Genomic DNA, 23,017 nt, shown 5'->3' on the forward strand with positions numbered 1-23,017 from the left:
CGGGGAAGGGCATGTCGCTTACGGAATACCGCCGCAAGCGGAGCTTTGACAAAACGAAGGAGCCGGAGCCCGGCAAGGCGTTGCCGCAGGGGAAACGGGCGATTTTCGTGGTCCAGCTACACCACGCCAGCCGCCGGCATTACGACTTCAGGCTCCAGGTCGGGGACGCGCTGAAGAGCTGGGCCGTTCCCAAAGGGCCCAGCTACGATCCGACGGTCAAACGGATGGCCGTAGAGGTGGAAGACCATCCCGTGGACTATGCCGGCTTCGAAGGCGACATCCCCAAAGGGCAATACGGCGGCGGGCACGTCGCCCAGTTTGACCACGGTGTGTGGGCGACGACGGGCGACCCGGAAGCCCAGCTCGCCAAGGGGCATCTTCGGTTCGAGTTGTTTGGCACGAAGCTGAAGGGTGGATGGCACCTGGTCCGGTCGGGTAAGCCCGCCAAGCAGCCGCAATGGTTACTATTCAAAGACGACGATGCCTTCGCAAGCGACGTGGAGGCGGACGATTTGCTTGGCGATGTGACCGCACCGCCCGCCGAAGATCTGAAGCGCGCGGGCGCGGGGAAGGCCGATAAGAAGAAGCTCACCGCCGTCGCGTTGCCGAAGAAAGGACGGCGCAGGGACTGGGCGAAGAAAGCCTCGGCGCTGACCAAAGCCAAGAAAGCCAAAGCGCCCGAAGGCCCGTTCGAGCCGCAGCTGGCCAAGCTGGGAGACGTGCCCCCCAAGGGAGACCAGTGGATTCATGAGATCAAGTGGGACGGTTACCGCATTCTGGCCACGATCGCTGAGGGCCAAGTGCAGCTATGGTCCCGCAATGCGCTGGAGTGGACGTCGAAGATCCCCGAAATCCGGGACGCTGTGGCCGCCTTGGGGCTGAAATCAGGCGCATTGGACGGCGAACTCATCGCCGGCAGTGGCACCAAGGAGGACTTCAACCTCCTCCAGGCCACGTTATCCGGGGAGCGCCAAGGCACGTTGGCTTACGCCCTGTTCGATTTGCTCCACATCGACGGAATCGACATCGCCGATGCGCCCCTGCTGGAGCGCAAGGAGCTCCTGCAAGAGCTCTTGGAAGGGAGTTTAGGGCCCTTGGCCTACAGCTCGCACATCGAGGGGGACGGGGAATCGGCCTATCAACTCGCCGGCGACCGCCACTTCGAAGGGATTATCTCCAAGCGAGCTGATCGGGCCTATCGCGGTGGCCGAAGCGAGGACTGGAAGAAGACCAAGCAGTTGGCCAGCGATGAGTTTGCGGTGGTGGGCTACACCGCCCCCAAGGGAAGCCGCGCCGGCTTTGGGTCGCTGTTGTTGGCCAAGCCGGATCCCAAACACGGGTGGCTTTACGTGGGGCGAGTGGGCTCGGGCTTCTCCGACACGCTCATCAAGGAGTTGAGCCAGTTGATCGGCCGGGCGGGTGGAAAGACGCCCACGGCCCACGTGCCCACCAAGGATACCGACCTTCGGTCAGCGACTTGGTTTGAGCCGCGCTTTGTCGTGGAAGTGTTCTACCGGGGCATTGGTGGGCAACAACTGCTGCGTCAACCCTCGCTCAAAGCGGTTCGGCGAGACAAAGACGTGGCCGACCTGGCCGACTCAGACAGGACACCTCCAGCGGACAAGGCCACGGATGCAGTCCCGTTAAAGCCGTCCCGGAAGGCGACCAAAAAACCTTCTGCGGGGAGCTCGGCCAAGTCGGTAGGTGAAGCGCGCACTCCGCCCAAACTGTCCAGTCCCACCAAGGTAATCTTTCCGGACATAAAGGCGACTAAACAGGACGTGTGGGATTACTACACGGCCGTGATGGATCATTTGCTTCCCGAGATCATCGGCCGTCCGTTGTCGATCATTCGCTGTCCCAGCGGGACAGCCAAGCCCTGTTTCTTCCAAAAGCACCACACGGCCGGCTTGGAGCTGGTGGATTCGGTTCGCCTTAAAGAGGACAGCGGCATCAACGCGCACTACCTGGTGGTTCGCGACGCGGCCAGCCTGCTGGAGCTGGTGCAGTTCAACGCGCTGGAGTTTCACCCTTGGGGTAGCCACGCAGAGGACCCGGACAGGGCTGATCGCGTGGTCTTCGACTTGGACCCGGGCCCGGATGTTCCGTTCTCCGAGGTCAAAAAGGCCGCCGTGGACATCCGGAAGCTGCTTGAGCAACTGGAACTGGAGTCGTTCTTGCGGGTGTCGGGAGGGAAAGGCTTGCACGTGGTGGTGCCCTTGAACCCCGGGTGCGATTGGGACCTGACCAAGCGGTTTGCCAAAGGGTTCGCCGAGGCCTTGTCTCAGTCGGAGCCGACCCGCTTCCTGGCGACCTCGACCAAGAGCCTTCGCAACAAGCGCATCTTTGTCGACTACCTGCGAAACGGCCGCGGCGCCACGGCTGTGGCCTCCTATTCACTGCGTGGTCGGCCCGGCGCGCCTGTGGCCGTGCCCATCGCCTGGAGCGAGCTCTCCAAGCTGACCCGTGCGGATGCTTTCACCATGAAGGAGGTGCCCGAAAAGCTGAAGCGGCGCCGAAAAGATCCGTGGGCGGACATCAACACGATTCAGCAGAACCTGGCCCGGTGGGCACAAGACGACTGATCTTGGCCCCTGCGTTGGAACCCATTTGCCGTATGCACGCTGACGGGCCGAGCGCAGGGTCACGGAGTCCATCTGACCACGACAGAACGCGAAGTCCAAGGGCACGACCGAGTGGCAGCGGAACTTCTTCCGAGGGGCATGACCCACCAAGAGCCCGCTCACGCTCCACTCGCATAGCATTCGCACGCGGTTGATCTGGGCCGTCTGATGATTCAGGTCCTGGTTATCCTTGGACTAGAGCCCATGAAACGGACCCTCGTATACGCCGCTCTGCTGTGCGTCTTAACTGGCCCCGTGCTTGCCCAGCAGGGCGATGGGACGGACGTTCCCGCCCGGGTCAACACCTTCAAACCCGACAAAGTCCCCGCTACTGACCAGCGCATTGCCGCGCTGAAGGTGCCGCAGGGATTCGAGGTCGAGGCCTTCGCCAAGGACCTGAAGAACATTCGGATCATCGCCGTTGCTCCAAACGGCGACATTTACGTCTCCCGTCGGGAGCAGGGCGACGTGTTGCTCTTGAAGGACGCCAACGAAGACGGAGCCCTGGACGAGGCGCCTAGGGCGGTAACGCACCGACCCAACGTCCACGGGTTGGCAATCGGAGGCGGACAGCTCTACATGGCTACCCCGACCGAGGTCTTTCGAGCGCCCATCAATGCAGACGGTTCCCTGGGTGCCGTCGAGCGAATCATCAACGATTTGCCGGACGGCGGACAGCATCCCAACCGGACGATGGCGTTCGGCCCAGACGGTATGCTCTACATCAGCGTGGGCTCGTCCTGTAACGCATGCAACGAGACCAACCCGGAGCATGCCGCCTTTTTACGGTCAACGCCTGATGGCAAAAGCAGGACGATCTTCGCTAGTGGGCTGCGAAACACGATCGGCTTCGCGTGGGACCCCAAATTTGGCGAGTTGTGGGGCATGGATCACGGCATCGACTTCCTGGGCGATGACGTCCAGCCGGAGGAACTGAACCACATCGTCAAAGGCAAGCAGTATGGCTGGCCGCACATCTGGGGGAAGGACGGACAAAACCCGCAGAGCACCCCGCCGGGGGAAATCACGAAGGCGCAGTGGGCTCAGATGAGCGAGCCCATGACGCTGGGCTATACCGCCCATGCCGCCCCCATGCAAATGGTGTTCTACACGGCCAGCCAGTTCCCGGCGGAATACCGGGGCGATGCGTTCGTCACCATGCGTGGCTCATGGAATCGAAAGCCCGCCTCTGGTTACGAGGTGGTTCGGGTCCGCTTCCGCAACGGGCAGCCCACCGCCTTTGAGCCGTTCTTGACCGGGTTCCTGGTCGATGGGGGCCAGAAGCATGTGGCCCGGCCGGTGGGGCTGGCCATCACACGTGGCGGAGCCCTGTTGGTGGGCGATGATGCCAATGGCACGCTCTATCGGGTGAGCTACAGCGGCGGCACCCCTGCTGCAGCGCAGCCCACCGCGATTCCTTCGCAGTCCCTTGAGCGGCAGGTCACCGCCGGGACGGGTGTCCCGTTGGTCTTGGAGCGCACCCCCGAAACAGTGTCCATCGCGGTGCGGTCCCCGGCTTTCCAGGATGGCAAACCCATGCCCAAGCGGTTCAGTGCGTATCACGAAGGCGTATCGCCCCAGCTGACGTGGAACCCTGTCCCAAAGGCGGTGACCTACGTGGTGATCGCCGAGGATCCCGATGCCTCACCCATCAAGCCCTTCGTCCACTGGGTCGCCTGGAACATTCCCGGATCCCTGACCGGTCTACCGGAAGGTCTCCAAGCTCAGCCCCGGCTGACCGATCCCGAGGGCGTGCTTCAAGGGGCAACGAGCCGCGGCTCGATCGGCTACTACGGGCCGAAGCCGCCAGTGGGGGATCCCCCGCACCACTACCATTTCCAGATCTTGGCACTGGACGCCCGATTGGAGGTTCGTCCTGGGGCGACCCGCGATGAAGTGCTCAAGGCAGCCAAAGGCCATGTGATTGGCAAGGGCCAGCTCGTGGGGACCTATCAGCAGACCGATCCTCCTCTGAAGTAAACCCGCTCCGTCGCTGACCAGGTCGGCGTATAGGTAACCGATGGCCAGACCGCAACCGGTCACGAGCAGCCCTAGGGAATGCCGCTCAGATGTTCTGGGCGGCCGACGTCTCACAGAAGCGCGGAGTCGCGTAGAAGTTACGCGTAGATCAGGAGCGCGTGTGGAAAAGGGCGGATTTTTCGTCACGGTTTTCTACGGGACGTCGATGCCCGAGCAGGCACCATACCCATGCCGCAGAGGAGATGACGACTCTTCCATAAAGGCAAGCCATAGCCAGCCCCAAGGAGACGCGCAAATGTTTCTTCACCACAAGAAGTTGATGTATACGGTTCGGGTCAAAGAATCCAATCCCGCCCTGGCGGCGTTGATGCTCGAGCAGTTCGGAGGTCCGCAGGGCGAACTGGCCGCAGCGATGCGGTATTTCACGCAGGGTCTCGGCGAGGCGGATCCGGGCCGCAAGGATCTCCTGATGGATATCGCGACCGAAGAGATCAGCCACCTTGAGATCATTGGCACGATCATCGCGATGCTCAACCGGGGCCCTAAGGCCATTCAGTCTGAAGGCATGATGGAAGCCGAAGACATGCGTCTGATGGGCCAAAACAGCACCAGCCACACCGAGCAAATCTTGTATGGCGGTGGCCCGGCGTTGGTCAACTCAAGCGGCGTGCCCTGGACAGCCGCCTACATCGACAGCATTGGCGAGCCCACGGCGGATTTGCGATCGAACATCGCGGCAGAAGCACGCGCGAAGATCGTCTACGAACGGCTCATCAACGTGACCGATGACCCGGGCATCAAAGACGCCCTTCGGTTCCTCATGACCCGTGAAATCGCACACCAGAAATCGTTTGAAAAGGCGCTTTACAGCATCCAGCCCAACTTCCCTCCGGGCAAGCTGCCCGGGGACCCTGCATTCACTGACCTTTACATGGACATGTCGCAAGGCGAGGGCGATGTAGAGGGCAGCTGGAACAGCGGCGAGCTTTGGGAGCGGGTCACCGACCGTGACGCTCAAGCGGCGTTGGACGGCGGGGATGGAAGCTGCGACGTGGACCTCAGCGAAAGGGAGCAAGTCGCCTTGGAAACCATGGCTGCGAGAACCCTTTCTGATCCCGACGCGCGCCCGGCGACCGGGGCTGAACTGGGCGCAGGCCCTGGTGCCGGGGCTGTCGACGTCAATCCACGGGAGCCGTGACCAGATTCACGTAACCCGGTTCAAATGAAGCCCGCCAGCCGACGGGCTTCCTCTCAGAGCCCCTTCCTTGGCGCGAGTTTTCAAGCACATATGTGCGGTGCTTTCACCATCAAGGACCTGCTTGAAAAAAACGGCGCCGCAAGGGTCCTTGGGTGGACAACAGATTCAGCAAACCTGCATGGTGGGCAAACGAGCCTTACCCCCCTTCAAGGCTCCTCAATGAAGGCGCCGGCAGGACGACGTCATTAAGGCAGGGGCTGGAGCCTTCTCCCATGCAGTGACGACACGGCCTTTATCCGCAACGGTGTTCAATTGCCTCATGCCGTCCGATCCGCCTGCCCCGCACCCGCTGACTATCTGGACCATCGGCCACTCCACTCGGCCTTGGAGCGACTTTTTGCAACTGCTGTCTGCGCAAGGGATATCGGCCATTGCGGACGTGCGGCGTTTCCCGGGGTCTCGGCGCCACCCTTGGTTTGCATCGGAACAGATGGCAGACACGTTGCCGGCCCATGGTGTGATGTATGAGTGGATTCCCGAACTTGGTGGCCGGCGAAGGACGCAGCCCAATTCTCCCAACGGGGCATGGGACAACGCCGCGTTCCAAGGCTATGCAGACCACATGGCTTCCGCAGAGTTTGCCAGCGGATTAACGAAGGTTCTTGCGCTGGCGGGTGCACATCGAACCGCGCTGATGTGCGCGGAGGCGCCATGGTGGCGCTGCCATCGTCGCCTGATCTCCGACCTTTTGACGCACCGGGCCCATGAGGTGTTGCACATCGTCTCCAACGCAAAACCCAAGCCCCATCCGCTAAGCCCGATGGCGAAGGCGGTGGGGCAGGACCTGATCTACCCCGCGCCGCAGGTTGAGTTGTTCTGAGTCTGCCTACGCCGGCGCGGAGGCGAATACATAAAATCCTGTGCACACCAGAACATCATTTCTCCATCGACGGTGGAACAAAGCACGATGATCAGCCCCAGCAGCACAACGTCACAGGACCTGCCTCCCTTCGACGCAGTGGTGGTCGGCGGTAGCTATGCGGGCATGTCCGCAGCCCTGCAGCTGGCCAGGGCTTGCCGCACGGTGCTGGTCATTGACCACGGTCAGCCGCGTAACAAGCGTGCTGCAAAGGCGCACGGGTGCTTGGGCTGGGACGGGGTGGCCCCGGTCCAGATCCTTGAGCTGGGACGTCGGCAGCTCCTCGCCTACGACCGAGTGCAATGGGCGACCGATCAGGCCATTGATGCCACCGGCTCTCTCGAGATGGGCTTCGCTGTCCACTGCGCATCCGGTGACCGCTACCACGCCAGGCGAGTAATCCTTGCCCATGGGGTGGTGGATCGGTTGCCCAACATTCCAGGGCTCGCAGAGCGTTGGGGCGAAACGGTCCTCCATTGCCCTTACTGCCATGGCTATGAAATCTGCGGAACAAACATCGGCGTGCTTATTGCGTCCAAAGCGGAGGCAATGGACCAGGTCAAGGCGCTCTCGCAATGGGGCGCTGTCACGGCCTTCCACGCCGCAACGCTCTCAGCGGCCGAGATCGAAGAGCTTTCAGCGGAGCTGAAGGGCATTGGCGTGACGTTAGAGGAAAGTGCCTTAGCGGGTGTGACCGGCAAAGCGATCTTGAACCTCGCGGACGGAAGCGTGCGGGACGTGGAAGCCTTGTTCGTTCACCCTGAGACCCGTTTGGCGTCGGACTTGGCTACGCGCATGGGCTGTGAGACAGAGGACGCAGGATGCATCACCACCGATTCGGCCAAGCAGACCACGGTCGCGGGGGTGTTTGCGTGCGGGGATGCGGCCCGGTTCGCTGGGAACATTGCCTTGGCGGTGGGTGAAGGGGCATTGGCAGGCGTGGCTGCTCACCGTTCCTTGCTGGGGTTGCTTCCCTGACAGATCGCTAAAGGCTCACGGACGTTCTTGTTTCCGACGAGCGTAGAGCTTTATGTCTGCACGATTGATGGTGTCGCCGACCGACTCATGAGGTCGGCTGACGGCGCAACCGCCGGAAAATCGGATTGGCGCTTCATCGGCGTGATCCCGGTAACAGGCTTCCAACTGATGCATTCGCTCAGCCGTCGCGCCGGGAACGAAGACCAGGAATTAATCCCCTCCAAGGCGGATGACGGCCTCGTTGTCTAGCAGCTTGGACACTAGGAACGCAACAAACTTGATCAACACTGCGTCCCCTTCTGCGTGACCCTGGGTGTCGTTGATCTCCTTGAAGTGATCCAGGTCGAACACCAGGCAGCCCCAAGCGTCCAACTGACGTTGAGCGAGCTCGGTGAGATAGCGTCGGTTGAAGCATCGGGTCAACGGGTCCCGGATGGCCAGCTCTTGGAGTTGTTGCTCTTGCAGGTGTTGCGTGGTGATGTCCTGGGCGTGCCCCAGAACGTAGGGAGGATCCGCCTCCGTATCCAGGACGTTATGGTAGGCCCAGAAGCGCTGAGACCCATCGGAGGCAACAAGTTCCATCACTCCTGAGTCGCTCTGATCTTCTTTGATCTTGGCCAGGTAGGCATGGAGTTGCATCCGCCTGTCCGGCGGAAGGATCGCTGACAGCGGCTGGCCGATGAGCTCTTGCTCTTCCCGACCCAGTGAAAGGGAGGCGGCCGGGTTGATGGACGTGATAGCGCCCTCAAGGGTGTGTGTGCAGATCAAACCCATGCTGTGCTGAAACAGCCGACGGTATTTCGATTCGCTCAGCGCCAACGCGTCGCTGGCGGAGCGCTGAAGCGACACGTCTTGAACCGCCCCGATCAGGCGCGTGCCACGGTCGTCTTGGAGGCGCTGTCCGACGACATGAACCCATATCCGCTCTCCGTCAGCCTTGGTGGACGGCACCGTCAGGTCGATCAAGGTGCCGTGTTCGGCGCAGCTGGCGAGAGCGGTTTGTATGCTTCCGTGTGCCGATTCAGGGTAGAAGGAGAGCGCCGACTCCAAGGAGGGAGACGCATAGGTCACCCCATGGATCAGGCGGGTCTGTTGGGTCCACTCAAGCTCGTTGGTATCAACGTTGAGCTCCCAGCCACCCACCTTGGCCACGGCGTTGGTCTGTTCCAGCAGCGCCTGGCTCTTCTGTAGGTCGCCGTGCAGTCGAGTTGCGTCGGACACCCGATCGAGCAGCTGTGCCCGTTGTTCCATCCCCACGGCAGCGGCTTCTGCCAGGCACTGAAGAACTGCCCTCTGGGAGGGCGTCAGCTTGCCCGGCGTCTGGCTCAACAGACACAACGTGCCGACCCGATGGCCGCCGGTCACTTGAATCGGTGCTCCCACGTAGTGCCGGACGTGAGGAGCGCCCAGCACCAATGGGTTTTTGCAGAACGTGGGGTCGATGGAAGCGTCTTCCACCTCAAAGATCTCTTCTGAAAGGATCGCCCACGTGCAGAAGGAGATGTCACGTTGGGTCTCACGGACGTCCTCCAACCCGGTTTGGGCTTTGAACCATTGACGGCCCTCGTCCACCAGTGAGACCAGCGCGATGGGCATCTCTGCTGCCGATCGCGCAGCCCGGGTGAGCGCATCAAAAAACGGCTCGGGGTCTGAATCCAGGATATTCAATGAGTGCAAGGCAGACAGACGGGCTTGCTCGATCACTGGAGTCCCTCTTTGGCTGGAGGCAGACACGACGATATGGGTAGGGACATGTCAGCCAGTGCTTCGTGAGCGGCATCGACTTCCGTCCCTCGATGGCCTGCAGAAGACCGGCCAGAGCGCCCGTTGGTCAATGACCCTTTCCCCTCTCGTGGGAGCGCAAAAACACCTGGGCCGTGCGAACCTCTACGCCCCCTGTGGAGCGCAGCACCTTCAAAGCGGCTTGCCTGCGTTCCGGCACGCAGGCGGTCGCATCAGACACCACCACCGTGGAGAACTCGCGGGAGTTTGCGTCGATGGCGGTGGCAAGAACGCAAGAGTCCAATGCCATGCCGACGAGCACCAACTGGCCGACGCCGATCTTGGCGAGAAGCACCGCCAAGGGCGTGGCGAGGAAGGCCGAGTGCTTTGGCTTGAGCACCGTGTAGTGATCCGGACCGGGGAAAAGCAGTTTGGCGATGTCGCCCGACGGGCCTTCTTCGTGGCGACAAACCTCCGCAAGCTGATGGAAGCCACACTTCCAATCCCCGAAGTTATCGTTGGCGTAGATCACTGGCCACTGTTTTTCGTCAAAGACGTCTCGGATCTGCTGGACCTTCTTGGCGGCTTTAAGCGCCAGTGGCGCCAGTGTTTGACCGTCGGGGAAATCGAAACGGGAGAAGAGATCGATGATGAGCAGGGCCGGGCGTTGCATGTCAGTCCCCCGTCTGGGCGTGGGGTGCCTCCACTGCCTTGGACTGTGGCGAATCTTTCTGACGCAGGAAAATGGTCAACACGACCAGGGCCAGAACGGCCAAGAACTCGCTTTGCCAGTTCTGCATGGACTCGAACCAGAAGTCGCTGCTGAAAAGGTGTTCAAAGAATCCAGGGACGGGCAAGTGATCCAATCGGGCTTCGTCGCACCGCGCTCGCCAGCTGCCGAGGGCGTGAAGAGCAAAAGACATCACAAACAAGCTTAAAAAAGCGATGGCCAGAGAGTGGCCATAGATTTTCTTCCAAATGCCCCCTCGGCGGACGGGCCACGGGGCAGGGCCGGCGTCGAGCTTTTGATCTTCCTCGTCGGGGTCAAGCGGGCGGGACTCCGCCGAGCCACGCTGGCGTAGCCGAACGGTGAGCAGCACATACATCCCCATTTGCAGGAACTCGCTCTCCCAGTTCTCAAACGTCGCGCTGCTGAAGTGCCCTGTGGTGAGGTAGGCGCCGAATCCCAACGCGGCTTGGCCGTGCTGTGCCAGCTCCTCGTTGTGAACGTTCCACCCCGTCACCGCTTGCGCGCTCAAGAACAGCACGGTCAGCACGACGAGGACGATCGATAACCCGTTTCGGCGCACATGGTTCCTGTCCAGATCAAGGGCGGGCCCGAGAGCCCGTCCATCATTTCACTTCTTGCCGGCGACGGCCTTTTGGTTGCCGCCCTGCTCAGCCAGCAACGTCAACTTTTCGTCCGTGGACTTTTCTTCCTGCAGCGTCTCCAAGAGGTAGGGCAAGGCATCCTTGTAACCGAGCTGCTTGGCCAGCGCTGCAATGGTTCCGTAGGAGGCGATCTCGTAGTGCTCGACCTTCTGGGCACCGCCGATCAGTGCGGCGTCCCGGACGGGGCCCTTCTCAATGGAATCGATCACTTCCTTGCTTTCTTCCACCAGGCCTTCCATAGCGGCGCACTTGATGCGCTTGAGTCGAATTCCCAGGACTTCTACCACCTGGTCAATCCGCTCGATTTGGCCTTGCGTTTCTTCCAAGTGGGTTTCGAACGCGGCAGCCAACTCGGGATTCTCCGCGGCGCGTGCCAGGCGGGGCAGGGACTTGGTGAGCTGCTTCTCAGCGCTGTAGATGTCAGAAAGCTCGTGCACAAACAGTTCTTCTGCGGTTTTGATCGCCATGGGAGGTCCCGTTCTCAGCGTTTAATGGAGACGCAAGCATGCGCGTTTGTCCACGCAAAACGACGTGAAGAATCGCGCAACTATGAGGGGAACAGCAGAAGGCGGCTGGCGGCACATCGGATCACGACTTTTGGGCACTTCAGCGTTTACCGCCGGGACTTCGCAATGACCTTGTCAGGAGGCCGATGAGGCCCATTCAGGTGTGACACCTCGGATGCTAAGGGCGGCCTGGAAGGACTGGCCATCCCTGAAAAGAGGCCGGATCCCAGGACTGGGAAGTCCCGTTAACCAATCACGTCTCGGAGCGAATCACTGAGGATTCGGCCCTCGCCTCCGGGCGCTGCGCGCTCACGCGGCCCCCACGAACCAGCTTCTATCGTCTTGACTGCGCGACCTCGGGAAGCGCTGTTGGAGGATTAGCTCTAGGTTGCGGCCAGAGTCCCTGTGAGAAAGGGTGACGCATTTTTGCGTTCCGTTTGTAGAGCAGCACAAGGCTAACTGCGGTATCCACCGTGGAAGCCGCAAGAACTGGGCGATCAGCAGACATGTGGAAGAGAAATGGCTTGTCGATAGTTCTGCTCCTGCTTTTGGTCGCGTCCCTGGTGGGGCAGATTTGGAGCGGGTTCCTCACCCACAACGATGAACTTCGGGAAGCCCATCGACCAATCTTAGATCTATGGAGCTACCTCCACAGCGGTCATTTCGTCAGCGCAACTTTCGAGAACTGGGAAAGCGAGTTTCTACAAATGGGGATGTATGTCCTGCTGACGGTTTCGCTGCGACAGAGGGGTTCGGCCGAGTCTCGGCCAATGCCAGAAGACGGGGAGCAAGCCCGCATTGAGGAGGGTCAGACGCCTTGGCCCGTTCGCAAGGGGGGCATCTGGAAGATGCTGTATGGACATTCCTTGGCCATCGCGTTCACCGCGCTCTTCGTCGTGAGCTTTTCCCTGCACCTTGCCGGCAGCTGGCGCAGTGAGGTAGATGAGAGCGTTTCCAGAGGCCTCCCTGCGCCGACGGTCCTCGAGCACCTCTTCAGCAGTAGTTTTTGGTTTGAGTCCTTCCAGAACTGGCAGAGCGAATTCTTGGCGGTTCTCTCGTTGGTCGTGCTCACGATCTTCCTTCGCCAGAAGGATTCGCCGCAGTCCAAGGCGCTGGCTGCACCCCACAGCCAAACCGGGGATTGACCGCGAAAGGTCCCGCCATGGCCAAACCAGCCTCCGCCTTACTCATCGTAGATATGTTCAGCAAGTTCGACTTCCCTCAGGCGGAGGCGCTTGAGGCCAGCGCAATTGCTGCGGCGAAAGCGATCGCACAGCTGCGGGAACATTTCCAGGTCTCCGGCCGACCGGTGATCTACGCCAACGACAATTTCGCCGATTAGCAGCTGGATTTCAAAGAACTTGTTCAGGTGTGCCTCCGATGCGAGGGCATGCCTGCAACAATCGCACGGATTCTTGTGCCGTCGCCAGGAGACTATTTCGTTCTCAAGCCGAAGCACTCAGCCTTCTTGGCTACGCCACTTTCAATTCTATTAGCCAAGCTCGGCTGCAATCAACTCGTGATCGCAGGCATGGCGGCCGAGTCCTGCATTACGGCCACTTGCCATGACAGCAATGCCAGGGAATACGACACCATCGTTGTCAGGGAAGCGGTTGCCGGCATGGGCTCAAACAAGGCCCGGGCGCTGCGGTTGTTGGAGGACGCTAGCACGGCGACCGTAGTGTCACTTAAGACGATTCTCGCTAGACGGCTCTAGGAGCGGAGGTTAGCGTGCTCATTCCCCCACCATTCGTCTTCCATGGCACATTGTCTTAAATGGTCTCCAGCACTTTTCCGGCAGCTGTCGATGAGCCAGCTTTCGCCAGCGTATTGATCTTCGCCAGAGCCGGTGGCAGATTGATGCGATGAGTGAGCGGCATCCTTCGTCCCCTTCAGAGCATCAGCTTTGCCTGCTGGCAGATCTCTGCATGGTGGCGCAGGGTTTTCATCCAGCTCCAGATAGAACGGCGGCTCTTATCGCCGAAGGCTACGTTTGGGTGATGGTGGCAAAGCCTCCCAAGCACGGGCTAACTGAGCTGGGAAAGAGGCAGCTCGTCTGCCTTGTCTGCGAAGGGACTTCTCTCACACCCTCGGCGTTCTCTGATGCCGCCAAGCAGGTGGACTCTTCGGTTACCGGGTTCGCCGCCGCCTCTGCGTTTCTAGACGAGGTCGAAACCCAAGCCCGTTGCGGGCATCGAGTGGCGCCGACAGCCGAGCAGGGCGGATGCTTGTCCTGGTTGCTCTCCACGCAGCCTAGTCAACCTCCGAAAGCCGTAGCTAAGGCGAGCGGCGGCGAGAGCTCAGCTCAGCATTGATCAGTTCCCCATGTGCCCGACGTCTGATTAAAGACCGGTGCCTCACACTTCTTCACGCTTCCTCACGCGGTCTCACGATGCTTGGACTGCCTTGAGCCACCTCTCACCGCGCCAGCTTCCCTGCGCAGTTGATGTGGCGCTTGGGCGGAGGCCTATCGGCCCCGGGGATGCGCTGAGTGGCCTTCGCGTGGAATTTACCGATGCCGCCTGACGATGCGAGCTTTCCTGGAAGGAGGAGATGAGCCCATGACACCGGCATCTTTAAGGCTTCTTAACCAGTGGGCTTCAACGGAGGGGTTTGGCCTTCAGACGGCCGCGGAGGCAGCCGTGCGCCTGGCGGAGCTGCTACCGCACTATCCGCACCCAAGCGACCAGCCCGTTGAAATCTGTGCGAACGGCTATCGCTGGTTCACACATGAAATGGAAGCGGTGGCAGATGCTCTCCATCGACAGCACAAGCGTCCTCTTCGACAGGGTGCGACAATGGCCAGCCCGGATTGGATCACCGAGGCTAATAGAGATGGATTATGGGCAGTTGCCGTGCCGGTCCGTTTGAAGGCCGGGCAGGAAGCGCTCTGCGGCGACATTGAGCCTCATCCCCCAAGTTGGACTGAGCTGCCTCTAGCATCGCCTTGCTCGATCTGAGGGCGGTAGAGGAAGGATGCAGCCCGCTCTAGGGGTGGACCGCATCCTCTGGGAGCTAGTCTTACTCCTCCTCCTCGCCGCCCTGCCGCCCCGGGCGCTGGTTCTGCTGATCCTGCTGCTGCTGACCCTGCCGCTGCGTGTCCCGGTCCTGCTGCCCTTGCTGACCAGGCTGATTCTGCTGGCCTGGCTGGTTCTGCCCAGGATTAGGGTTTTGCTGGTTCTGGTTCTGGTTGCCCATGGCATTCTCCGTTCGCGGCCCCACAACGAGGCCGGTAAGAACACCCTAAGCATCGTGCAGTTACAGCGCTGTCGGGAGACCAAACGTCCGCTACACACGTCTGGCACCTTGCTAAACCGTTCAGTGGGTAGGCTCTCTTGTTCCTGGCAGGAAAAGCGGCGGACGGCCGACCGTGGGTTGGGACGACGAGGTAGGGGCTCTGAGAAGGGCGCAAGCTGGCCACAAAGCCCCCTAGGTCATTGATGGTTCTATCTTGGTGCGTTGACACCGCTTTCGCATGTGCTCTGGATACTCCGCAAAGGACTGACCAGAGCGCGCGCCATGGCGACTACGACCGCTTTTCCCGAAATTCTTCGCATTGAAGTGATGGACTTGGACGCTGGGGAGGTGGCCGTCGTGGCCCAGCTCGACCGGATGCCATCCAAGGTATGGGTGGATCGCCTTCGCCAAGGTGTTGGTTCGACGCCTGGCTTGGAGGAGGTGGTCGTCCGCCCAGACGGGTATTGGCTTTTCTTCGTCGGATTCGGCTCGGCCCTGGGTCCAGCTATGCACAACCGAGTGGCCCAACTGATAGCCCAGGCAAGCGTATCCGGACGCAACTCGCCCACTTCCAAGCCAAGGGCGGGCAGCAGAAACACCTCGCCCACCAAGAATGTGAACCAGCCTTTCCCCTCTGGTTCGCAGGCGCACGCTGCCCAGTTGTAGGACGGAGTGGTCACCGGTCGTGGTCTATGGGTAGGGGGCACTACAAGCTTGCCGCTATCGCACTTGCTATGAGCGGATATGCAGCTTGCTTTCGGCTTGCTCGGCATCGTGGCTCGTGAATACTTCAAGCAAGGCTTCTGCGCTTACTGCTCTGGAGAGAACGTAGCCCTGTATCTGATCACATCCATGTTCCCGGAGGAACTGGAGCTGAGCAGCCGTCTCTACGCCTTCGGCGACGGTATGGTATCCCAGCTCCCGGGCCAAATTGATGATGGCGACGACCTTAGGCTTGGCTTTCGGATCCGACTCAAGATTGTCGATGAGCGTCTTATCCATCTTGATGGTGTCAATCGGCAGATCCGACAAATAGCCGAAGTTGCTGTAGCCGCTTCCAAAGTCGTCGATCGCAACCTTGATGCCGGCGTCTGCCATGGCCTGTATCTGTCTGCCTGCGACAGAATCGGCGCGGAGCCATTCACTTCTGTAATCTCAATTTCAATGGAATCAAACGGGAGAAGACGGGCTTCTAGCTTCGAACGTATCCGGATCCAAGCATCGTCAGAGGAAAGGTCTGCCCCGGATAGGTTGACGGACAGCAGCATGTGGTGACCGGCGTCCCGCCACGCGACCATCTGATCGAGTGCAGCGTCAAGCACCCACGGGGTGACCGTTGCCATCAAGGCCGTTCGCTCGAAGATTGGAATGAACTCGCCAGGGCTAACTGGACCCAGGCGAGGGTGTGTCCAACGAAGCAACGCCTCCGCGGAAACCGGTTGCAGATCCGACGCGCGGTAGCGCGGTTGGTATTCCAAGTGGAACTCATCCTTTCGCAGGCCACGTTCCGCGTCTGCGGCCAAGCGATATGCGCGGCGCATGTCGTGGTCGCGTTGCTCGGAATACCAAGCGAAAGCCTTTCGCGCTTCGAATGATTCGTGCAGTCCAATCAACATTTTTCGAATCACGTCGTCACTTGTGTCCTCCCCCAGCGTCACAGCGCAGATTCCCGCGTGAAATCGAGGGGACATGGGAGCGGCAGCAGCCATGAGTGGGCGGGACATACGCTGCCGAAGTTCGTCTACCAGCCCTTCGATATCCTTTGCACTCGGCAGGGCCACCATGAATGCAAAACGCGTCACGCCCACGTGGTAAACGTCCGCCAAGCCCTCCAAGGCTAGCTTGAGCCGGACACCTGCCCGCCGTATCAACGCTTCCAACGGCCGCATGCCAAGGGCTTGGCCGGCCTCGTTTGCGCGTGGGATATCAAATACGTCCAACAGGACCGCGAACACCCGCTGCCCGCCGCGCCGCTGAGCCAGACCAACATAGTCAATGTGGAACTGGTGGCGGTTAGGGATGCCGCTGACGGGCTCTAAGCGCCCCGACATGTTTCTAAGCTCGAGCTGGGCCATGACCAACTGCGCCAAGGTGGAAAGCTGAGCGCAATCCGACTCTGAAAACTCACGCACCTGGGTGTCCATGATGCACATGGCCCCTATGGCCACGCCGTTCTTCGCCACAAGGGGGGCTCCAGCATAGAACCGGAGGTGCGGTGGCGCGACGACTAATGGATTGCGCTGAAAGCGCGGGTCTTGGCGAAGATCAGGGACGACCATCACCTCGTTGCAGGCGATCGCATGAGCGCAAACCGAGACGCGAATATCGGTTTCGGCAACTGTAGACCGATCCGGGAAATGAATCGTTGTTTGTCTTCCCCGACGATCGAGACGAACGCGACCGGGGCACCAAACGCGAAGGCAGCTAGTGCGGTAATGCGGTCCAAGGAGGCGCCGGACTCGGAGTCCAGGACGTGCATCGTGCCCAAGACCGCCATCCGTTCTTGCACTTCGGTAACAGGCACGTTCATAGCAACTGCGCGACAACGAGGGGGATAGCTAGCTCTATATCACTAATTCGAACCACATCCCATGAAAGCGTGGGGAGATCGTAGCGAGGCACTCGCAACTACCGCGTCGCCTCATCTTGAAGTGCCCGCTCTGGCACCGATTCTGCTGCCCCGCATTTCGGGCAAGAGACCATGAGCGCGGCTCCATAAGTCTCAACGCCGGCCAGTAACGCTACCCACCGGCCGTGGCAGGTCAGGCACTCAACGTCCATGCTTTCCACGCCCCGCCAGACGAGGTCCTCGCTCGGCGAGATGAGCTGCAGACGCTTGGCTTCAGTGACGTTGACGATGATGAATCTGTCAGTGACAAGCACTACGGTAGCTCCTCTGTTTGCCTTCAGCTGCGCACCAACCGGCCCGGCTAGCAACCATGATCCCCCACCCAGAGCCTGAATCAAACCAGGCTAATTCGTTAAACCGTTCAGCCCTTCGCCGCGACGCCCCCGGGTCTCGCCGTGCCGGGTGATGCCTATCGTGCGACCCCTTGACTAGGGGCGCGGACACCAGTTATATAGGTTACATGAAGCCAGTGAACGGGTTTGAATTCATTGCCGGGTGCATTGCCTTGGATTTCGTCGACACATTGGGCGAGCGCGCCGATCGGGGGAGGGAGCGTTTAGAGGACGAAAATGCCCTTGCTGCGTGGCTAGGACAGGCGGAGCTTGCGCCGGCCGGTGTCGGTTTCTCAGCCAATGACCTGGCCATTGCGCGCTCCGTTAGAGAAGCGATCTATCGCTGCACGACGTCGATCATCGATGGCAGGGCGCCACCGGGCGACGACGTCACCTTTCTCAACCTCACGGCGAGCAGGATGCCGCTCAGACCTCGCCTGCAGGATGGTGTGCTGGTGCGGGTCGGCGACCAACCGTTGAACGCGGCAATGTCCGTCTTGTCGGAAGACGCCCTAGGTCTATTGGCGGTGCCGCGCCGGGATCGACTTAGGCGTTGCCCCGAGTGCGCCATGGTCTTTGAGGACACCTCGCGGCCAGGAAAGCGGCGGTGGTGCTCTTCGGCCAGCGGCTGCGGAAACCGGGCAAAAGTTCGAGCACACAGAGCACGACGCGACACTGAGACCTAACGGAGGCGCCAACCAATGCAGAAGAGAGCGTGTTTCGATTTCGAAATCGAGTTCAGCAACGGGGGCGGCATCCAGGGCCACGGCTTCCGCTTGGATATCCCGGGGGACGACATCGACGATGAGTCCCTTGCCGCTTATGTCATCCGCGACATGCGGCTGTTGATGGTCGGCAAAGCGCACATCCTTAACAAGCGCATCATCCAAGAGCCCCACAAGCGCTCCACGAGTCCAGCTCCAAGGGAGGCCGGCGAAGCTAATGCTCCGGCGTTCATTGATCTTAGCCACTCCATCAGCAGCGGCATGATGACAGTGAAAGGCCTACCCGCCCCAATGATCTGTGACCACCTTTCCAGGATCGCTTCCCGTTCGTTGTATGGCGCCGGCACGGAGTTCCAAATTGACCGTCTTGAGATGGTCGGCAACACCGGGACCTACATCGATGCGCCGTTCCATCGCTACGCAGACGGATACGACTTGGCCGGCCTGCCGCTCAGCCACGTTGCGGGCGTGCCTGGGATCACCGTCAAGGCGCTCGGCGCTGCCGACCGCGCCATAGACTGGCACCACTTCGTTCCCTACGAGTGTCGGGGACGTGCGGTCTTGGTTCACACGGGTTGGGATCAACACTGGGGCAGCGAGCGCTACTTTGATGGGCACCCTTACCTTACAGAGAAGGCCGCTACATACCTGCGCGACCAGGGTGCCGTGATGGTGGGGATCGACTCGCTCAACATCGACGACACAGCAGGGACAGAGCGCCCCGTTCACTCGGTTCTGTTGGCAGCTGGCATTCCCATCATTGAGCACATGACGCGCCTTGGAGACCTGCCGACGGAAAACTTTCGCTTGCACGCTGCACCGCCGAAGGTCGTGGGTATGGGGACCTTCCCGGTCAGAGCCCACGCCACGTTGCGTTGACGGCCAAGCTGAGCGGACCGTCAGAAGGCTTCTGGTGATCGCGGCTCCGCCACGTCTCATTCTTCCGCTGCAGCGACTGCGCTCAAAATCGCAAACAGTTGCTTGAGTCGATAGGGCTTTGGGAGGAAGGCTACGCCGGGCGGCAACTGCGGCAGCTGCGCGGGCGCGAAGCCGGACGTAAGTATGACCCGAGCGTGCGGCCTCGTTTCCCTAATGCTTTCCGCGAGCGCGACCCCGCACACACCGTTGGGCATCCTGACGTCGGTAAATACCACGTCAAACTCTTCGTCCGATTCAATCAACGCTTGTGCCGCCACCCCATCTGCGGCAGTGGTCACAGCAACCCCATAGTCTCGGAGGGCGGAACCGATCAACTCCCGCAGATCATCTTGATCCTCGACCATCAGGACTCGAAGCCTTGCCACCATTGGCATCAATCAAGCTCACCCATTCCAACGCATCCCAGTATGCAGGACAGGGAAGTCGACCTCTAGCACTCCGACGTCAAAGATGAACGGTTCAGCCAAGCGTCGCTGTAGCTTGTGGACGGCATTCTGCAGAAGGATGGGTTCCAGGAAGGGTTTCTAGCTCCAGTCCTGGCACACGAACTCCGTTATGCGCCTCCGGGATCGATTGCAAACGGCCAAAGTGGGCATGACGCGAAAGGAGCCCGATGGCGTCTCAGAGGTTCCGCAGCGAACCTTCCAAAGCTCGAACAACTCGGTGTGCAGCTTGCGCATCCTGGCGAGTAGGTCACATGCGCACTTGGACACGCCGGGGTGTCCGATGGCGGTGGATTTGCAGTGAACTAGAGCAAGAGGGGCAGGGAAGACCAGTTTCATTAGCCACGCATAGGATGCGACGGGCGATGTTGCGCCAACGGACATTGTTTCGTAGCGGCCCCAAACGGCTCTACAGCCACCCGCGTCGCTTTCCAATCACGACAGCAGCCGTTCCGAGGCTGGCCATCAGAAGCACCGCCAACCAGAAGCCGAGGGTCTTCGCGCCGAAGAAGTTGGCCTCGAAGTTCATCCCCAGCGCCCCCGCGATGACCGCGAGCAACCCCGTCACGACTGTAACGAACGTCAGCAGTTTCATGCGCTCATTGGTCTGAAGCTCAGTTTGCGTGCTGAACAGCTGGAAGCTCCCGACCACCAGTTCCCGAGCATTCTCCACGACATCCATAGCGCGCTCGAACCGGTCGTCCAAGTCCCGCAGGTGACGGGCGACGTCTTCGTTCCCATCGGGGACAAAGTCGGCCCGCGAAAGCCCGTCGAAGACGATCCGATGGGGCGCCAGCATCCTTCGAAGCCGGGACGCCGCGCCTCGTAACGCGCAGAGCTGAGGGAGTGCCGAGCGGCCAGGCGGCTGATCCGACAAAATACGGCTCTCGAGCCGCTCGATCTCGACCTCGAACCTAGCGCACGCTGCAAAGTAGGTTGAAAGATGCCAGTCCAGGATGGCCGCTACAAAGCTTGCTTCGCCGAGGCAGCCGATGTCGCAGGCGGCGCCAGGATCTCGGTCCCTAATGTCGGATAGGAAGTCGATCTGCTCGTCGTGGTGCGTCACGACGAAGTTCGGCCCGGCAATGATCGTCAGAACGGCGCCACGAAACCCCAACTCCTCCGACGGGATAACCGCGACTACCTTGGCTATAAAGCAGCCCGCGAACTTTTCCAGACGCGGATTGGTTGAGCCCTGACAGGCGTCGAGCGAGTTGCCCTTTAGTCCGAGGGCGTCCCAGACCGACCGCAGCGATTCTTGTCCACTGCCACAGGCGTCCACCCACAGTAGTTCGTCATCCGCTAAGCGGAGTGAGGCCAAATTATCCAGCGGAAGTTGCTTGCTTCCGCTGTCTCGATACAGGGTAATGCATACGCCATCCGGACCATCAGGTGCCTTGTTCATGGCGACATTCTCCGACGGCTCTGCTCCAATGGTTGTGAAGACAGCGCCGCAGATCCAAGCTTAGGTTCGACTGCCGCCTATCCTTGAGCAAGGCCAGGATGCTTGTTCTTAACAAATGGCGCGCTAAGGTCTGACTTGAGGCCTTCACCAGCCTTCCGGGAGACTTTTTCGTCCCTTCCCGCCGCAACGAGAGGCTCTGTCATGCCCGACACCGGCGTTTTTTACCTGTTTGAGATCCAAAGCGACTTCAGCGCGGCGGTCCACCCAGACACCTTGCACGTGCACTGCGTTTACGCAAAATGCCTGTATTGCAGCCACCTGTTCCGAGCTTCCGAGGGGCCTTCTTTGATCCGGTTGCCCCGGGGCGGCGCTGTGCCCGAATGCCCCAAATACGCCGTGCGCCAAGCCATCGCAGGTCGGCGATTTGCTGAATTCATGGAGCGTTTTCCCACCGGGAGCAGCGCCCCTCGCCCTAAGGAGCTGGGCGGATAGCTTGCGCGAGTTAGGAAAAGGCGGATCACCACCTCCTCGCGCTCGAGTGTCCAGCAGGTTGTGAAGGCCCACACTGGGCGTCAACCACCCTTGGCCAGCAGTTTCCTCGTCCCTCAGACGCTGTCATCGTCCAGGATGGGTGACGTGGCGCTCAATGGAGGACGCCCTGTCCTTGAGAATGACCTTGGTCGGAGACCGGCCATCGAAACGCCCTCAGGTCCTCGACGAGGTCCGACTGTGCCTGGGAGCGACCGCTTGCAATGAGATTGCGTGTTAGCCAGCGCTTTTCTCTTGGAAATAACGGACGTCTTTCCGTATGTTCGCAATGCCTTCGCTGAAGGCGCGCTGATAATCGGCTGAGCAACCGCTTCCTGCCAAAGGGCCGAGGCCATCGCTGCCCTCTTCGAAGACATCCAACGCTGCGAGAAAGCTCGTCAGATCCTTGTGGGTGGCAATCGCCAGTCGGAGACCTACTTCCAATGCTTTGAAGTGGGCAAGAGACAGCTCAAGCTGTCCCTCAATGCCACGAATGCGCTCTTGAATGAGAGAGAGGTTCGCTAGTTCCATAATGCTCAATCAGGTTGGGGGCAGTTGATGGTAGCAGCGTGGAACGCTGCTCACCTCAAGCCTCATGGATCATCATTGCACGTGTCGATGGATGCCAAGATTCCCTCCGTGACTAGAGATGGTGCAGGGCGCGGTTGAAGCGGCGCTCTCCCTCCCAACAGAGCGTGCCGCTTGTCTTTCACTAGCCTGGCGGTCACCGAACCAGCATACTCGCAAGAGGACTCCATGCCGGTGGACGCGCTTTTTGCCAAACAGCCACGACAAACAGTGGCATTGTAGATTGAGCGGGCCATGCCGCCGGAAGCGTTGGGCAGTAGCGCGCGAGGGCAGCCAAGAACTACGGTGGGAGGCCGGTCCGCCACAATACCTTTACCTCAGCTTCTGAGATGATGACGATGAGGCTGGGGATCTGTTTAATTCACTCCGCAGCTGTGGACGTCAAATGCAAGGATGCTTCGCCCAGCGACCGAAGTTTGCTGACGATGAGTGCACTAACGCGATTCTCCCACTGCGCCCGAGCTTGCCTTGCAACCGAATACTTTAAAAGTCCAATTCAGCGCTATTGAGTTCTTCGGCTACGGCGGGGCCGGACATCCGCAGTTCCGAATCCACTTGTCGCCGGAATCGCTTTGCTTCCTGAACAGTTTCATGCGGGACGCGGCCGGGCGTTCTCTCCAGATGGTTGTCTATGGACGGTTGTTGACCACCATCTTCGCGGGCCCGCCACTGACTTTTCCCCATTTCACTGCCACCGTGGCGGATGAGGCGCTGGCCGGAAAGTTACATGCGGTCGCACTTGGGCTCGTGCGGGTGCCGAGCTGTTCCCTCTCGTCAGCTTAGCCAATAGCTCCCATTTTTAGGTGCTCACTTTGCAACACTTGGTGTTCCTCTGGGGGAGAGGCGAGGTTTGTTGCCATGCCTTTGCCTTG

General features: G+C 60.4%; 20 protein-coding genes and 1 pseudogene. 11 read left to right on the forward strand and 10 right to left on the reverse strand.

Annotated elements, in window-relative coordinates:
• Positions 1-11: 11 nt before the first annotated feature.
• The 5 genes from ligD (at position 12) to NMB40_RS04045 (ending at position 7,699) form a co-directional block, all read left to right on the forward strand.
• Positions 12-2,585, forward strand: coding sequence for a DNA ligase D (gene ligD / locus NMB40_RS04025; RefSeq protein WP_394161513.1), 2,574 nt, complete (start codon positions 12-14; stop codon positions 2,583-2,585).
• A gap of 243 nt (positions 2,586-2,828) precedes the next feature.
• Entirely contained in the window at positions 2,829-4,604 is a 1,776-nt protein-coding gene (locus NMB40_RS04030; RefSeq protein WP_494360222.1) for a YbhB/YbcL family Raf kinase inhibitor-like protein, read from the forward strand.
• A 295-nt stretch (positions 4,605-4,899) separates the two neighbouring features.
• Positions 4,900-5,802: a manganese catalase family protein gene (locus NMB40_RS04035; protein ID WP_394161509.1), complete on the forward strand. Its 903-nt coding sequence runs from the start codon at positions 4,900-4,902 to the stop codon at positions 5,800-5,802.
• A 319-nt stretch (positions 5,803-6,121) separates the two neighbouring features.
• Complete coding sequence (locus tag NMB40_RS04040) at positions 6,122-6,682, forward strand: DUF488 domain-containing protein (protein WP_394161507.1); 561 nt, start codon at positions 6,122-6,124, stop codon at positions 6,680-6,682.
• 87 nt (positions 6,683-6,769) lie between these two features.
• Positions 6,770-7,699, forward strand: a complete 930-nt coding sequence (locus NMB40_RS04045; protein ID WP_421568895.1) for an NAD(P)/FAD-dependent oxidoreductase — start codon at positions 6,770-6,772, stop codon at positions 7,697-7,699.
• 210 nt (positions 7,700-7,909) lie between these two features.
• On the opposite strand, the gene NMB40_RS04050 is transcribed toward NMB40_RS04045, so the two are convergent.
• From NMB40_RS04050 to NMB40_RS04065, 4 genes are all read right to left on the reverse strand, one after another.
• A complete protein-coding gene (locus tag NMB40_RS04050; RefSeq protein WP_494360223.1) occupies positions 7,910-9,403 on the reverse strand; it encodes a PAS domain S-box protein in 1,494 nt (497 codons plus the stop codon).
• Positions 9,404-9,530: 127 nt separating this feature from the next.
• Complete coding sequence (locus tag NMB40_RS04055; protein WP_394161504.1) at positions 9,531-10,094, reverse strand: cysteine hydrolase family protein; 564 nt, start codon at positions 10,092-10,094, stop codon at positions 9,531-9,533.
• Position 10,095: 1 nt separating this feature from the next.
• Positions 10,096-10,731: a DUF6766 family protein gene (locus NMB40_RS04060; RefSeq protein ID WP_494360224.1), complete on the reverse strand. Its 636-nt coding sequence runs from the start codon at positions 10,729-10,731 to the stop codon at positions 10,096-10,098.
• Positions 10,732-10,779: 48 nt separating this feature from the next.
• Positions 10,780-11,280: a YciE/YciF ferroxidase family protein gene (locus NMB40_RS04065; protein ID WP_343312212.1), complete on the reverse strand. Its 501-nt coding sequence runs from the start codon at positions 11,278-11,280 to the stop codon at positions 10,780-10,782.
• Between the two features lie 545 nt (positions 11,281-11,825).
• Between NMB40_RS04065 and NMB40_RS04070 the strand changes: the two genes are divergently transcribed.
• Genes NMB40_RS04070 through NMB40_RS04080 form a run of 3 tightly spaced genes read left to right on the forward strand, consistent with a single transcriptional unit; the run spans position 11,826 to position 13,036 of the window.
• A complete protein-coding gene (locus NMB40_RS04070) occupies positions 11,826-12,464 on the forward strand; it encodes a DUF6766 family protein (protein WP_343312211.1) in 639 nt (212 codons plus the stop codon).
• A 17-nt stretch (positions 12,465-12,481) separates the two neighbouring features.
• Positions 12,482-12,661 carry a hypothetical protein gene (locus NMB40_RS04075; RefSeq protein WP_494360225.1) on the forward strand — a complete coding sequence of 60 codons (180 nt, stop codon included), beginning with the start codon at positions 12,482-12,484 and terminating at the stop codon, positions 12,659-12,661.
• 3 nt (positions 12,662-12,664) lie between these two features.
• Positions 12,665-13,036, forward strand: coding sequence for a cysteine hydrolase family protein (locus NMB40_RS04080; RefSeq protein ID WP_494361031.1), 372 nt, complete (start codon positions 12,665-12,667; stop codon positions 13,034-13,036).
• A 1,304-nt stretch (positions 13,037-14,340) separates the two neighbouring features.
• On the opposite strand, the gene NMB40_RS04085 is transcribed toward NMB40_RS04080, so the two are convergent.
• The 3 genes and pseudogenes from NMB40_RS04085 to NMB40_RS04095 all read right to left on the reverse strand — a co-directional run.
• Positions 14,341-14,517, reverse strand: a complete 177-nt coding sequence (locus NMB40_RS04085) for a hypothetical protein (RefSeq protein WP_282243739.1) — start codon at positions 14,515-14,517, stop codon at positions 14,341-14,343.
• A gap of 771 nt (positions 14,518-15,288) precedes the next feature.
• The gene (locus tag NMB40_RS04090) at positions 15,289-15,654 is read right to left on the reverse strand and encodes an EAL domain-containing protein (RefSeq protein ID WP_282243741.1); all 366 of its coding nucleotides are present in this window, start codon (positions 15,652-15,654) and stop codon (positions 15,289-15,291) included.
• Between the two features lie 104 nt (positions 15,655-15,758).
• Positions 15,759-16,835: pseudogene (locus tag NMB40_RS04095) on the reverse strand (sensor domain-containing diguanylate cyclase); the annotation flags it as partial.
• Between the two features lie 810 nt (positions 16,836-17,645).
• On the opposite strand from NMB40_RS04095, the gene NMB40_RS04100 reads away from it, so the two are divergent.
• Positions 17,646-18,203, forward strand: a complete 558-nt coding sequence (locus NMB40_RS04100; RefSeq protein WP_343312208.1) for a CGNR zinc finger domain-containing protein — start codon at positions 17,646-17,648, stop codon at positions 18,201-18,203.
• Between the two features lie 15 nt (positions 18,204-18,218).
• Positions 18,219-19,121 carry a cyclase family protein gene (locus NMB40_RS04105; protein ID WP_494360226.1) on the forward strand — a complete coding sequence of 301 codons (903 nt, stop codon included), beginning with the start codon at positions 18,219-18,221 and terminating at the stop codon, positions 19,119-19,121.
• 56 nt (positions 19,122-19,177) lie between these two features.
• Here NMB40_RS04105 and NMB40_RS04110 read toward each other — a convergent pair whose 3' ends face one another.
• From NMB40_RS04110 to NMB40_RS04120, 3 genes are all read right to left on the reverse strand, one after another.
• Positions 19,178-19,549 carry a response regulator gene (locus NMB40_RS04110; RefSeq protein WP_343312394.1) on the reverse strand — a complete coding sequence of 124 codons (372 nt, stop codon included), beginning with the start codon at positions 19,547-19,549 and terminating at the stop codon, positions 19,178-19,180.
• 484 nt (positions 19,550-20,033) lie between these two features.
• Positions 20,034-21,029 (reverse strand): magnesium transporter CorA family protein, encoded by a 996-nt coding sequence (locus NMB40_RS04115; RefSeq protein ID WP_343312206.1) that lies wholly within the window; start codon positions 21,027-21,029, stop codon positions 20,034-20,036.
• A 765-nt stretch (positions 21,030-21,794) separates the two neighbouring features.
• Positions 21,795-22,088 carry a hypothetical protein gene (locus NMB40_RS04120; protein WP_282243749.1) on the reverse strand — a complete coding sequence of 98 codons (294 nt, stop codon included), beginning with the start codon at positions 22,086-22,088 and terminating at the stop codon, positions 21,795-21,797.
• Positions 22,089-22,613: 525 nt separating this feature from the next.
• Between NMB40_RS04120 and NMB40_RS04125 the strand changes: the two genes are divergently transcribed.
• Positions 22,614-22,928, forward strand: coding sequence for a hypothetical protein (locus tag NMB40_RS04125; RefSeq protein ID WP_494360227.1), 315 nt, complete (start codon positions 22,614-22,616; stop codon positions 22,926-22,928).
• Positions 22,929-23,017 lie beyond the last annotated feature (89 nt).

The organism is Stenotrophomonas sp. FBCC-B152, from assembly GCF_059134105.1.

Bases quoted from the DNA above. Each gene is read 5' to 3' on its own strand.
- ligD (WP_394161513.1), top strand. From the start codon at position 12: ATGTCGCTTACGGAATACCGCCGCAAGCGGAGCTTTGACAAAACGAAG.
- NMB40_RS04030 (WP_494360222.1), top strand. From the start codon at position 2,829: ATGAAACGGACCCTCGTATACGCCGCTCTGCTGTGCGTCTTAACTGGC.
- NMB40_RS04035 (WP_394161509.1), top strand. From the start codon at position 4,900: ATGTTTCTTCACCACAAGAAGTTGATGTATACGGTTCGGGTCAAAGAA.
- NMB40_RS04040 (WP_394161507.1), top strand. From the start codon at position 6,122: ATGCCGTCCGATCCGCCTGCCCCGCACCCGCTGACTATCTGGACCATC.
- NMB40_RS04045 (WP_421568895.1), top strand. From the start codon at position 6,770: ATGATCAGCCCCAGCAGCACAACGTCACAGGACCTGCCTCCCTTCGAC.
- NMB40_RS04055 (WP_394161504.1), bottom strand. From the start codon at position 10,094: ATGCAACGCCCGGCCCTGCTCATCATCGATCTCTTCTCCCGTTTCGAT.
- NMB40_RS04065 (WP_343312212.1), bottom strand. From the start codon at position 11,280: ATGGCGATCAAAACCGCAGAAGAACTGTTTGTGCACGAGCTTTCTGAC.
- NMB40_RS04070 (WP_343312211.1), top strand. From the start codon at position 11,826: ATGTGGAAGAGAAATGGCTTGTCGATAGTTCTGCTCCTGCTTTTGGTC.
- NMB40_RS04075 (WP_494360225.1), top strand. From the start codon at position 12,482: ATGGCCAAACCAGCCTCCGCCTTACTCATCGTAGATATGTTCAGCAAG.
- NMB40_RS04085 (WP_282243739.1), bottom strand. From the start codon at position 14,517: ATGGGCAACCAGAACCAGAACCAGCAAAACCCTAATCCTGGGCAGAAC.
- NMB40_RS04090 (WP_282243741.1), bottom strand. From the start codon at position 15,654: ATGGCAGACGCCGGCATCAAGGTTGCGATCGACGACTTTGGAAGCGGC.
- NMB40_RS04100 (WP_343312208.1), top strand. From the start codon at position 17,646: ATGAAGCCAGTGAACGGGTTTGAATTCATTGCCGGGTGCATTGCCTTG.
- NMB40_RS04105 (WP_494360226.1), top strand. From the start codon at position 18,219: ATGCAGAAGAGAGCGTGTTTCGATTTCGAAATCGAGTTCAGCAACGGG.
- NMB40_RS04110 (WP_343312394.1), bottom strand. From the start codon at position 19,549: ATGGTGGCAAGGCTTCGAGTCCTGATGGTCGAGGATCAAGATGATCTG.
- NMB40_RS04115 (WP_343312206.1), bottom strand. From the start codon at position 21,029: ATGAACAAGGCACCTGATGGTCCGGATGGCGTATGCATTACCCTGTAT.
- NMB40_RS04120 (WP_282243749.1), bottom strand. From the start codon at position 22,088: ATGGAACTAGCGAACCTCTCTCTCATTCAAGAGCGCATTCGTGGCATT.